Below are 12,243 nucleotides of genomic sequence, written 5' to 3' on the forward strand. Positions count from 1 at the left end.
AACTGATATCTTTCCAAATGCAAATTTCACATTTAATTACATCTATCATGCCGTATTTGGACTTATCTTGGACTTATCTCGGACTTACCCCATTTACGGGTGTTAAAGAGAGGGTCTTTACCTTCACTAATGTCCAAAGTAATTGGACAGCCAACTACTAATTATCATAAAAATCCCTATTACAATAACAATTGCAGGGCCCACAATAAAAATTCCAATTAGCAAGGATTTTACAATTAGCCAAACTGTATAAGAAGGTTTTTCTTCATTATTCTCTAACTTTATGTTAATTGACTCTAATGACTGACTTATGTTTTTTAACTCATTTATTATTTGTTTTTCGGTTTCTTTCTCCATGATAAGACACCAATCCTACTATTGTTTTATTCTATCCTAACATTTTTTAGCAAGAGATAGAGATAAATTAACAAAAAAATCCAAAAAATCCATGCAGGATTTTATGCCGTTTTTGAAAGGGATGAATTCGTAAAGCCATAAATTCTGTTATTTCAGTTAAAGCAAAAGTTGTGGAAGTGACGAGAATATATTGAAGTAAAGCAACCCGTTACTTGAATAAGAAAGGTAATTAAAATCAAACCCTGTGTGTAGTCAATAAATACATTCCTAGAAGTATAATCATTACCACCAATACACCTAAAAGAAGACGTTTCATTATAAATCCTCCAATATATAAATCACTATTTTCTACATTTAATAAAAAATTCTAACCTGTCATATTGCTAAAGAAACAAACATCCGTCTATACGGCCCGGGTGTTCAAGTAATGTGCCCGATTGTTAAACAAAACGGAAGTTATTTCTTTACTTTATCGGTCCATAAAACTTTGTATAAAAGTGCACTCTCTGCTTCTTCAAGACCTTTTGGTAATTCGCCATTTATGCTTTCAACAGAATGCAAACCATTTTTAGTAGTGCCTAACCAAGCAACTAAATATGCTGGCTTATTTTTCTCTAAAGTGATTTTTTTGCTTATTAACTTACTAAAGGAATACGTTGTCATATTATTCGAATACTTCGTTGTATCAAGTCCAGATGGTACCCGCGATAATAGCTTTAAAGGATGATCTTCATCTTCGAAACCACTTATTCCAAAAGAAATGAGGCTGTCTTTAAATTTTGTTTTCGGTTCATCCGAAGAACTTAGCAACTCCTTTTTAAACTTACCGTTTTCAAACTCCTCCACTGAAAATTGCAAATCATCATCTTCTTTCAGAGTGCCATTCAGCTTAAAAAATTCAATTTGCCCTACACCAGTTTTGCTAATAAGCAGTTTTTCCTTTTCACTCAAGTTATATGGCTCAATGGTTATTTTCGAATTTGATGACGGATTTTCTTTCTCTACACCGGTACACCCAGTTAGCAACAAGGTGAAAATTATAAAAAAACAATACCCTTTAAAATTTCGCATCTTTTACTCCCCAATTAACCAATGTTACATTAAATTATCTCAAATTTTCCATATTTTGCAATATTAATTATTCCGTTAAATGGCCCAATTCATTAAGAAGAGCACATTTCTTACTCTAGAAATGCGCCCGATTGTTTAAGATCGATGAATGTTTCACTGGACCATAAAAAGGATTTTTATCAATCAAATCATGTGGTTTATTAATTCAATTGATTTCGCTTGATACATTTTATTACGGTATTCATAAACAATAATAATATCTCCAACAGACATCGCAAGGAGCATATCTTTATTACCCAACTGATCCGAATGCATTACAATAAAATTCCACATCGATCCAAAATGGCTGACTTATACCGTTATCTGTATATTTTCCTCCAACCGTAATAACATATGTACGGCCACCATCTATTAGTTTGTATTCATACCCTGTTTGGGTCCAAGAACCTGTACCAATTGCTAATTTTGAAGTGATAGCACTAATCCCTGAAAACAGTTGTCTTTTTTCGGTTGAACTCAATTGTGTAGTAAATGATCCAGTAATACTGATAGTTTTAGTATTTTTTCCGCTAACCGTCATAGACTTTGTCTTCGTTGTCCCATCAAAAGAATCATCTGATTTGTGTTTTGGTTTAAAAACAAAATTAGTTGTGGCTCTTTTATCGGCTATTTTTTTGAATGTTGTAGGTTTAACCCAATCATTTGAATTAAATTTGTCCATCGGTTCAAGAGATAATCCGGAATTCGGGTATTTCTTGTTTATGTCTGCCAAAATCAGTGTGTATTGCTTGTAATAATTTTCTTTTTGTTTTTGAGTTAAATTTATAGACGCTGCAGAAGTCATGTTGACACTGCCAAACATAATTGCTGCCGCAAATATTATGATGAATCCCTTTATTATGTTTCTATTCCCTTGCATATTTCCCACCTTTTCCCTGTTATTCATTTGATTATCGATTATATATCAATAGACAAATAATGTAAATAAAATCCAACAAATATACATTTATAGGCATTGGAAGGGAACGGTTCATTGAAAGCTACAGCTTCTTTTTATCCAGACTATATAAGGGGTTCAGCCGAGGTATGTGTAAAAACGGGTCATGAACTTACTTTTATTTCAATATCTTACGATATCCATAATGGAGTATGGAAAGAATTCGTTATTTTTTGGACCACCCATAAAAAAGATAGATTTTTAGTCAGCAAATGTTGCTTTAAAATTTATCAAGACCTAAATTATAAAAATCCTTAAAAATAAAGAAGATCACATATTAGTCATATATAATATATGCTCTTCTTTTATCCAATTAAAGCGCCCGATTCTGGAATAACTAAGATGTGGTCCCAGCCTTAAAATGGATTAATTGTTCTTCTACTAACTCACCCGTTAGCGTAAGTACATTCCTTCACAATCTGAAGAGAAGTTACCAAAATGACAGCTCCGTTCCGTTCTTTAATTCTTGCATTTTAGGGTTGAAAAAAGTGGGCTTATTTATGATTTTTTAATCTCTTTTCCATTAGTTCTGCCATTTGTTTCGATTGTGGATTTCCTTCTTTTTGTAATTTATCAATGATGTTAATATAATCCGTTTCATTACGGTTCTGACTTAATTTATATGCAGCCTGAATTTCTCCCACCTTAATCTTAAATCCAACTATACCTTTCAGTTCACTTTCTAAGAGTTGAGAAGAAAGTTTATCCCATAAAACTGGATTATCACGGTGTTTTTCGTATTTCTCCAACATTATTGTTAATTCTTCTATTAATTCATCTTTCTCTAAAATGCTTGCTTTACCATATACATGGACGGCTTGATAATTCCATGTTGGAACTTCTTCATGTCCATACCAAGAAGAAGAAATGTAAGCGTTCGGTCCCTGAAACATAACAAGCACATCTTCACAGGTTTCAAATGTTCTCCACTGAGGATTTCCATAAGCCATATGCCCAGTAATATAGCAATCATCACCTTTTTTGTTAAACCCCAAAGGCAAATGAGTGGCAATTGGTTTCCCTTGTTCTGTTGTGACAATCGTGCCAAAAGAGTTATTTTGAATAAAACCCCAAATTTCATCAACATCTGTGTTCTTAAAATATTTTGGAATATACATATAATCCACCTTTCAAAAAGTTATATGAGAGTTTTGATCATTATAAAGTCCATTTGTGCTTCATCACCCATATAAAAAGAGTGGGATCCAGTTTGAACAAAACCCATTTTCTTATAAAAAGCAATAGCATTTTCATTCTTTTCCCATACGCCTAGCCAGACTTTCTTTTTATTACGTTCCATCGCAATTTCCATAGCTTTATTTAGCAGATATTTACCAAGTCCATGTTTTTGAAACTTGTTCTTTATATAAATCCTCTCGATTTCAAGTGATTGATCACCCATTACTTCAGATTGAGCTTCATTTGTATTGACCTTTAAATATCCAGCGATTTCATTGTTAAAATAAACAAAAAAGAATTCCGAAGAAATATTGCACAATTCTTTTTCTAATTGTTTTAAGTTAAATGCCCTTTCCAAATAGGATTTCATATTTTCAGTTGAGTTTTGATGCTTAAATGTGTCATTAAATGTTTCATAACTAATTTCTTGAAGTTTACCTAAATCCTCAAGGGTGCATTTTTTTATATTTATAGCCATTTTTATTTATTGCTCCTTTTATATAATCAATAATTTCTCTTGTTTCCCTTTTTGACAAATTCCCAGTCTATTTCAATATTTTTTCTTACTCTGTGAAGAAGATTAAAAATCGTTTCTATTTCCTCTTCGGAAAATCCATCTAATGCAACCATATTGGAATAATCATTTTCTCGTCTTATGAAAGGATAAACATTTTTCCCTTTCTCTGTTGGAAATAGTTTTTTAATTTTTTGGTTATGATGATCGTCTCTCTTTTCAATAAAGCCATTCATTTCAAGTTTTTGTATAGCACGAGCTACTGTTGTTCGATCTACTTTTATTATCTCGGCTAACTTTTCTTGAATGATTCCTGGGCTTTCACATATTCGTACCAGGTACAAATACTGCCCTTTTGTAAGGTCATATTCCTTAAATTCTATATTACTTATAGAATCTAATGCCCTTGCGATCATTCCAATTTCACGAAGAATTTCCTTCATAATTAACTCCTTGTTCATTTTTTTATTGCAAATACAACAAATTTAGCATATATTAAATTTAACTCATCTTTGTTGCATTTGCAACAAAAAAACATGATGCATATTAATCTAAAAGGACTGAACAAAATGTATGCAAAAAGAATAACGATTGAGGAAGATTTAAGGGTAGCATTTGCTATTCGGAAACAAGTATTTGTGAAGGAACAAAGCGTTCCTCTAGAAGATGAATTTGATGAATTTGACACACTTAATTGGCAATGTGAACATATACTAGTCTATTACAATGACCATCCAGTTGGGACGGGCAGAATAAGGGTTGTTGATCACTCTGGTAAGTTGGAGAGAATTTGTATATTAGAGCCATACCGTAAATTGGGTATTGGGAAAGTTATTATTAAAGCCTTGGAAGACATTGCAGAAGAAAAAGGAGTATCCCTGGTTAAATTGCACGGTCAAACACAAGCAGAGGGTTTTTATAAAAAACTGGACTATCATACTTCTTCCAACGTGTTTATGGAAGATGGGATTCCACATATTTTAATGGTAAAAAAACTGTTCAACAAAGATGAACAGACAGTGTAAAACAAAATATATATTTTATGGATTAGGAATTCTTATATTAACCCTTGGAATTTCTTTCACTATACATTCAAACCTTGGAACGTCTCCTTTTGATGCACTCCTGGTAGGGTTATCTAAAAAGGTTGGTCTTACTGTAGGAAGTTGGGAAATCGTAATTGCCTTATTACTGATTTTTTGCAATTCGTTATTAAAAAGAAAAAGACCTGAATTTTTGGGTTTAATCACATCCTGTATAACTGGTTTTGGTATCGATATGTGGCTTTTTTTATTAAATCATTTCATCACACCTGAACAATGGTTCACCAAATTTGTTTTTTTCGGGTTAGGATTAATCGTTATAGGGTTAGGAACTGCAATCTATTTACAAACAAATTTTGCACCAATTCCTGTTGATCATTTAATGTTAATAATTCGAGAATTAACTGGAATGAGCATGATGTTCTCTAAAACATTAATTTATCTCCTATTCCTGAAAATGGCTTTCATATTCAATGGACCAATTGGTATTGGGACTATCTTTACTGTTTGTGTGGGAGGTCCGATTCTTAATTACTTTATGCCATTGGTTACAAAAGGATTGAACACGCATACTGAGACTAATACAGCGACTACTAGTGAGAAAGACAAAACTCATTCTGTTTAGAATGAGTTTTAATTTTGTTCTTCATCTAAACTCCCAGAAAGTTTAATTGAAAGTTTTCACATCCCATTCAGGATACAAATTTTTTAAAACGTTTTACTCCGCAATCTGGCCCGATTCAGTAAGAACGCTTTCTTATTCAAGAATAGAGCACTTTAACAGAGTAAAGAAAGTCATAATAATTTAGACATATAATACTCATTATAGGGTGTTCCATTAATTATAAGTGAATTTCTTTTGGTACCTTCAATTTCAAATCCACTTTTCTTATATAAAGCTATACCTGCTTCATTTTGGGTTACCACTGTAAGTTCTAATCGTGAAATATTTTGCCTTATTGCCCATTCTTCTAAAGATTGAAATAAAGTTGTTCCTATCCTTTGCCCTCTGTATTCTTTTAAAATACCAATTACAAGATAAGCAGAGTGCTTAGTTCTCTTAACACTTCCACCGATGGCAATCAAGTAGCCTACTAACTTTCCATCTTCTTACTCTGCAATAAAAATTGTAGAATTGCTTTGCTGTTCAATACGTTCTAATTGTTTACTTTGTTGTTCAGCTGTAGTTTTTCTTTCTCCAGATTCCATAAGCATAAAATTAGCTTCAGTTTCAACTTGCTTAATAAGATTAATAAAATTCTCTGCATCTTCAGGTTTAATCTCTCGAATTATCATAAAAACCCCTCTTTCTTACAACCCCACCCATTACTTAATTACAATTATTTCAAATTTCCTAACGTTACTCAATCTCATATTCTTTAACTGAAAAAAACACGCTCAATAAAGAACGTGCCCACCAAGAATTTTAAGTTCAATTATTCTGTTAGAAGTATTTGCTATAGAAATCGTGTCTCAGTTTTCCACTTTATTCAGCATATATTTTAGTTGTTTCACTCTTCTCATGACCAAGTAGGCTCTGGATAACTTCAAGAGGCGCTCCGTTATTGATCATGTGAGTCGCATAACTATGTTGTAGTTGATGTGGATGGATCCTTTTCTTAATTCCTGCACGACTTGAAATTCGCTTAATTATATATCTTATCAGGTCGATACTCATACGTCTTTTAGGACTTCTTTCGGTAATAAACAAGCATGGATCCTCATCGTCCCGTTCATCTAAATATCTTTTCAACCATAGGGAGCAACGAATATTGAAGTACACCTCTCTTTCCTTATCGCCTTTTCCATGAACAATAACGGAATTCGTAGAAAAGTTAATATCATCACGATTGAGTTTTACTACTTATCCAATTCGGCAACCGGTAGAATAAAAAAATTCAAATAATGCATTTTCCATGGAGGTATGGCACGCTTCCCGTAAATGCTCTATTTCGATCTCTGAAAGGAATTTTGGGATTCTTTTGCCCAGTTTTGGTTCCTTCAATTTAGCAGCTGGATTCTTTGTAATGAAGCCTTCATCATATGTCCATTTGAAAATTGATCGTATACAACGAACTCGATGCCCTAGACTAGACGGATTTAAATGCTCACCCGCCTCAATTAAGTAGCTTTTGAGTTTCTCCCTAGTAAATTCAGTCATATCAATATCGCCAAAGAATTTTAATAACAGGTTGTGTTGAAAGCAATAGGTTTTCAATGTTAGAGCTGAATATCCCTCGATTTTCTTATCAAGTTTATACTTCTCCCAAGTTTCAGATAATAACATTGCACTTTCACTCTCCTGATTATGAACCAATTAATCTTGATTCTATTATGCTCAAAAAGAGTAAATTTTATACAAGACTTATTCAACAATCTAAGAAAACTATTTTCAGTATAGTCTCATAGCCCTTGGTAGACATAATAATGACGCTTTCCTTGTTCTGGAAAAGCGCCCGATTGTTGAAGATCTTAATATTAAAGAAAAATACTACATCTTCTTTCACTAACGCACCCGTTAGCGTAAGTATAACACTTCACAAACTTTAGATTATAAAGCTTTTAAGTTAATTCCTTTAACCAGCCCTCAAACCATTCAATCGGGAGTTTTATTTTAGAAAAATCCAGATGTTGTAGTTCTTTAAGCGAAAAGGTGTTAGCTAAATATAAATCCCACTGGGCAGAAATATCCTCTAATATGCCATATAGCTTTTCATCACCTAGCTTGTCTTCATTCAAATATTTCATATAATGCTTATCACACCAATTACAAATCTGTTGGTGAGTATATTGATTTGTTTTATTTACCACACTCTTTAACAAATCAACAAGGTTTTCCTTACTAAACGACCAATCGATTTCAACAAAATTTGATTCAGACCAGCTACCAACATATCGGTTTTTTCCCACCAGCCACACCTCGGTCTAAAATATGAATTATATTTAATTCAACGTATCTTGAATGGATTCCTTCTTCAAGTAGCCTGCCACGTTCGGACAACAAGAAAATGGGATCGCTGCAGCCACCCCATCTTTAACATAAGCTACCCGGTAGCTTAATAAGTTTTTTAATCATCAAGCATCTCTTTAGCATATTTATCAAGCATATCTTGGTCAAACCAAACATCTTCATTGTCATCAGCAATTAAAAATCTCCATCCTGGTGCTAAACCAAGATACTTTTTTATATTTGGTTCCCACTCATCAATATGTGATATATGAAGAGGGACAAAAAAATCAGGGTCTTCGGAAAAAACTTCTCCTGCCCAGATAAACCAACCAGAAGTGCCGTCTTCTGGATATAAACGAAGACCATTAATCGGAACTATACCTTCTTTAACGTTGGTAGCAATCCCTAATTTTAAGTTGTTTTCTGCTGGAAAATATTCAGCACCGTATTTATTGCAAATTTTAATTTGTTCTCGTTCCACATTAATTGACATAGTTATTCTCCCATACCAATTTAATACTTTTCCCTTAATAATACAACAGAAATTGCCTACTTCCTAGTTGCGCTAAACTGCTATTTAACTGATAAAAGACCATGAAAAGATGGACTGCTACGTCCATAAATTCTTCAATTCTTGCGCCCGAATGTTGAATATCGTTATTGAAGTAAAGGGGTGCACCAGTTAGTTCAAGAAGAATATTCTAATCATTTAATCCCTTTCCATTGAGAATTTTCGCCATATATTTTTCAATTCTTGATTCTTTAGTTTTTGATTGTTTTGGTGCTGAAAAATAAAGAATGTAAGCCCTTTGTCTTCCTGGTGTTAATGCCTCAAAAGCAGTTTTGAAGGCAGGTATTTCATCTAATTTCTTTTGAAGCTCTTCAGGAATTGGTTCTGGATTCTTTTTAATATTCGGTTTTACACCAGATTTCTCCACTTCAATTGCTTCGTAAATATATTCTTTCAAGATAGGTTCCATCTTAACTATATCTCGAACATTGGTAAACTTAATCTGGCGTCCCACCTGAGTATTCTCTCCAGGTTTGATTAAAATACCATTGGCATCCTTTAACAAGGAACCTTTGATAAAGTTAATCGCACAGTATTCCTTAAACGCACTCATTATGACTATGTTTCGTTTCTCATATGTGTAACAGGGTTGCGACCATTTCAATTCCTCAGTTAGCCCACAGTCAAGAAGAATTATTCTTAACTTCTTCAATTCTTCCTCCCAATTATGGACTTTACAATCAGGAGTTCCCCCCAGAGGGCAACGCATACAACCCTCTGCGAGATATTCATCAACTTTAGAATTCATTCCTTTGTTTGTCATCAAGTTACCTCCTCTTTCAATTCTTCAATTTCTTATTGGATTAACCTGCCTGTTAGCTTAATAACAATATTACTAAATAAGTCCATTAGAATAATGTTAAGCCATTAATATTAAATAACCAACCAAGAAAGCGATAGTTGTAACTGAATATAACCATATTTTAAATTGGACACTTTTCTTTTTATCCTTAATCTTCCTCGATATTAGAAAATCGAATATTGCTATTGAAATTAAAATAATGGGAACCAAATTTACACCGTCCATTTTTATCCTCCCAATAATGGCTAGCAGTCTTACTTATTTATGAAATATTCTCTAAATAGCTTTATTTCTCCTTTTTGACTAACTGCTTCGTGGAACAAGGAAAGCGACTGTTCATATTGAACAATCGCGCCCTATACATATAGAAAGAGCTCAATTCTTACTACAGAATTGCGCCCGATTGTTGAAGATCCGCTTTAAATTCGAATAGTTATTGGAACAAAATCATTTGTCTTTATCAAAACTTAGATGAACAGAATCTGCAATCCTTTTATAGCCAATTTCCCTATAGATCTTATTTGATGTCGGATTCATCAAATCTGTGTATAGTACGCAAAAGCTGTAATCATTGAGTAATTCTCTTGATACCGCCGCAACAAGCGTCCGAGCATATCCTTTTTTGCGCTCTTCCTTTGGCGTGAAAACCAAAGAAACGGTTACACCGTTCTTTGTCGGACGTGACTTCTTCATCATAGATACAATCTTTCCTTTATTCTCCCAAAGAAAGACTTCCCGTTCCTTTAGAAACATTGCAACACGTTTTTTCACGTTTTCAGTTGGTGAAATCGGTAATCCGGTATCAATTTCGAATAAGTTGAACCACTTTTCGATAATTGCTGAATCACTTTCTTCTGCATGGCGCCAATTACCGGGACTATGTTCAAGCGAATCATTTACCTTATTTAATCGATATAATCCCTGATCCATAAGTAGTTGATGAGTCATATCGGTTTTAATTTCCCACTTTTTAGCGACTTTGTATGCCCATGGCTTCAAACTGATAATCGAACGAAAGGTTATTTCATGTTCTAGCACACTTTTTATGAAAAAATCTATTATTTCTTCTAAACGGATTTCATCGACAAAAATAAGATTTAACGGATGAGGGGGTGTCATTTGAAAAAGGGCTAATATTTTTCCTTCCTCTTCAATTGTCGCCATAAATGGATTCTCATAATTACCAGCTTTAATCGCTTGTAGCACACCCAAAAAAAGACTGAATACATCTTCCTTTTCCAATAATAACGGCTCTATCTTTTTCTCAAAATCATGAGCATTATGGTAAACTTTAAATTTCATTTTCAATACCCCATTCCTAATCAGATAATATCGAAGGCACCGATTTAGAAACACTTTTTTATCCTGCAATCTGGCCCGTTTGACACAAAGCCTTTACCCATCAAATACGCCCGATTATGGAAGATCTTATTGAAGATAAGAATAAGTAAAATGGTTGTCCATTTATATGATAAATTCAAAGCCTGTCGGTTTACTGAATGGAGCTTTACATTCTCTAAAAACTAATTTAATTTCTGAAAAATCGTCAGGTAAAGGAGGAGTCACAATAAAAGTAAATGACATATGGCCTCTGGAGCCCCCGCCTCCTTCGTTTCGACAGTTGTATTCAATCCCATTCTCGTCGTTAATATAAAGTTCAAACCAGGTATGTTTACGCTCTCGAAAATCCCCAGGAATCTCATCAGAATCTTCTCTATCAATGTTAAAATGAACAACACTAGCATTTTTATATTGGCGAAGACAAGTTACCGAATAAAACAAATCATCTTTTTCAAATGATTTTAAAATTGGTATGTTTTTTAGAAAGCCCTTTGGCTCTAAAACAGGTCTATACATCTCTTCGCGTAAAAAATCTGCAAAAAGACTATTTAAAAAATCTTCATAAAAACCATATTTCTTAGACCAATGAGAAATAAGTTGCTTAGTTGGAAAACCTGGATTATTATTTGAAAGGTCTTTCCGTTGATTAATTAGTTCACATATTTGTTCATCTATAGCTTCGATTCGTTCATCATAGTGGTCTGTTGGTGGTTCAAATGGCATTCGTTTCATATTTTCAGCCTCCAAAGTTAAAGTAGTTAATTTATTTTAACATAAATTGGAAGGTGATAGTTCTTGTTGTACTACACTGCAGCTTAGTTTGAGTGAATTTTTTCACAAACTATTCAATATACCCACTTTATATAAACGTTTTATTCGGCAATCTGGCCCTTTACATAAAGAAAGAGCACAATTCTGTTGAAGAATCGCGCCCGATTGTTGAATAAGCCACATTATGATTTTCACCCTTCAATCATTGCTGAATCATCGTACCCGGACGAAACGTATAATATTTTTTGTCCATTAAGAACCACATCGCATAGATAAATAAGATGATTAAATACTTCATTTACGTCATCCTGAAAAAAATTAATCTCGGACAAATTATGTTTATCTCTAAATTCTTGAAATATTAGACTTTTATTTTCTAATGATACTAATAATACAGAAGCAAAGCTCCGCAATTCTTCAACTTCTTCAGTATATAGGTATCGTATTTCATCTTTTTCAAATTGCACAAATTTATCAAGCTGTATATTTAATTCAGACTGATATTGAACTAAAAATTTTAGGATAACCTCTGGAATTACTACATAGATGAGCGATGAATCTTGATTTGTTTTCTTAACCAAACCAAATCGTAATTCAGAACCAAAATGCCTCATTTTTTCTCCCCCAATTTGTATTATGTAACTACT

Annotated in this window: 14 protein-coding genes and 2 pseudogenes; 2 read left to right on the top strand and 14 right to left on the bottom strand. The window is 33.3% G+C overall.

Features of this window, described 5'->3' with window-relative positions; translation table 11 throughout:
- Window positions 1–126: 126 nt before the first annotated feature.
- The 6 genes from HPT25_RS21380 to HPT25_RS21405 all read right to left on the bottom strand — a co-directional run bounded on the left by HPT25_RS21380 (window position 127) and on the right by HPT25_RS21405 (window position 4,561).
- Window positions 127–357, bottom strand: a complete 231-nt coding sequence (locus HPT25_RS21380; RefSeq protein ID WP_173066603.1) for a hypothetical protein — start codon at window positions 355–357, stop codon at window positions 127–129.
- Window positions 358–813: 456 nt separating this feature from the next.
- Window positions 814–1,428, bottom strand: coding sequence for a YgaN family protein (locus HPT25_RS21385; RefSeq protein ID WP_173068990.1), 615 nt, complete (start codon window positions 1,426–1,428; stop codon window positions 814–816).
- A 292-nt stretch (window positions 1,429–1,720) separates the two neighbouring features.
- Window positions 1,721–2,347 (bottom strand): hypothetical protein, encoded by a 627-nt coding sequence (locus HPT25_RS21390; RefSeq protein WP_173068992.1) that lies wholly within the window; start codon window positions 2,345–2,347, stop codon window positions 1,721–1,723.
- A gap of 572 nt (window positions 2,348–2,919) precedes the next feature.
- Window positions 2,920–3,543, bottom strand: a complete 624-nt coding sequence (locus HPT25_RS21395) for an FMN-binding negative transcriptional regulator (protein WP_173068995.1) — start codon at window positions 3,541–3,543, stop codon at window positions 2,920–2,922.
- A 20-nt stretch (window positions 3,544–3,563) separates the two neighbouring features.
- Complete coding sequence (paiA, locus tag HPT25_RS21400; protein ID WP_173068998.1) at window positions 3,564–4,082, bottom strand: spermidine/spermine N(1)-acetyltransferase; 519 nt, start codon at window positions 4,080–4,082, stop codon at window positions 3,564–3,566.
- Window positions 4,083–4,108: 26 nt separating this feature from the next.
- The gene (locus tag HPT25_RS21405) at window positions 4,109–4,561 is read right to left on the bottom strand and encodes a MarR family winged helix-turn-helix transcriptional regulator (RefSeq protein WP_173069001.1); all 453 of its coding nucleotides are present in this window, start codon (window positions 4,559–4,561) and stop codon (window positions 4,109–4,111) included.
- Between the two features lie 126 nt (window positions 4,562–4,687).
- Here HPT25_RS21405 and HPT25_RS21410 point away from each other — a divergent pair, with 126 nt between their 5' ends.
- Both HPT25_RS21410 and HPT25_RS21415 read left to right on the top strand, forming a co-directional pair.
- Entirely contained in the window at window positions 4,688–5,143 is a 456-nt protein-coding gene (locus HPT25_RS21410; protein ID WP_173069003.1) for a GNAT family N-acetyltransferase, read from the top strand.
- Window positions 5,127–5,786 (top strand): YczE/YyaS/YitT family protein, encoded by a 660-nt coding sequence (locus HPT25_RS21415; RefSeq protein ID WP_173069006.1) that lies wholly within the window; start codon window positions 5,127–5,129, stop codon window positions 5,784–5,786. The genes HPT25_RS21410 and HPT25_RS21415 overlap by 17 nt, the downstream gene beginning before the upstream one ends.
- Before the next feature lie 170 nt (window positions 5,787–5,956).
- Here the strand turns inward: HPT25_RS21415 and HPT25_RS21420 are convergent.
- The 8 genes and pseudogenes from HPT25_RS21420 to HPT25_RS21455 all read right to left on the bottom strand — a co-directional run bounded on the left by HPT25_RS21420 (window position 5,957) and on the right by HPT25_RS21455 (window position 12,210).
- Window positions 5,957–6,457: pseudogene (locus tag HPT25_RS21420) on the bottom strand (GNAT family N-acetyltransferase).
- Between the two features lie 190 nt (window positions 6,458–6,647).
- Window positions 6,648–7,448 (bottom strand): annotated as a pseudogene (locus HPT25_RS21425) (tyrosine-type recombinase/integrase).
- 275 nt (window positions 7,449–7,723) lie between these two features.
- On the bottom strand, window positions 7,724–8,071 hold the full coding sequence (locus HPT25_RS21430; protein WP_173069009.1) for a hypothetical protein: 348 nt from the start codon (window positions 8,069–8,071) through the stop codon (window positions 7,724–7,726).
- A gap of 158 nt (window positions 8,072–8,229) precedes the next feature.
- Window positions 8,230–8,604 carry an immunity protein Imm33 domain-containing protein gene (locus HPT25_RS21435; protein WP_173069012.1) on the bottom strand — a complete coding sequence of 125 codons (375 nt, stop codon included), beginning with the start codon at window positions 8,602–8,604 and terminating at the stop codon, window positions 8,230–8,232.
- Between the two features lie 208 nt (window positions 8,605–8,812).
- Window positions 8,813–9,445: a YdeI/OmpD-associated family protein gene (locus HPT25_RS21440; RefSeq protein ID WP_173069015.1), complete on the bottom strand. Its 633-nt coding sequence runs from the start codon at window positions 9,443–9,445 to the stop codon at window positions 8,813–8,815.
- A 486-nt stretch (window positions 9,446–9,931) separates the two neighbouring features.
- Entirely contained in the window at window positions 9,932–10,786 is an 855-nt protein-coding gene (locus HPT25_RS21445; protein ID WP_173069018.1) for a GNAT family N-acetyltransferase, read from the bottom strand.
- A gap of 162 nt (window positions 10,787–10,948) precedes the next feature.
- Window positions 10,949–11,557: a hypothetical protein gene (locus HPT25_RS21450; RefSeq protein WP_173069021.1), complete on the bottom strand. Its 609-nt coding sequence runs from the start codon at window positions 11,555–11,557 to the stop codon at window positions 10,949–10,951.
- A 230-nt stretch (window positions 11,558–11,787) separates the two neighbouring features.
- Window positions 11,788–12,210: a hypothetical protein gene (locus HPT25_RS21455; protein WP_173069025.1), complete on the bottom strand. Its 423-nt coding sequence runs from the start codon at window positions 12,208–12,210 to the stop codon at window positions 11,788–11,790.
- Window positions 12,211–12,243 lie beyond the last annotated feature (33 nt).

The sequence above is a fragment of the Neobacillus endophyticus genome (assembly GCF_013248975.1).
GTDB classification, from domain to species: Bacteria; Bacillota; Bacilli; order Bacillales; family Cytobacillaceae; genus Neobacillus; species Neobacillus endophyticus.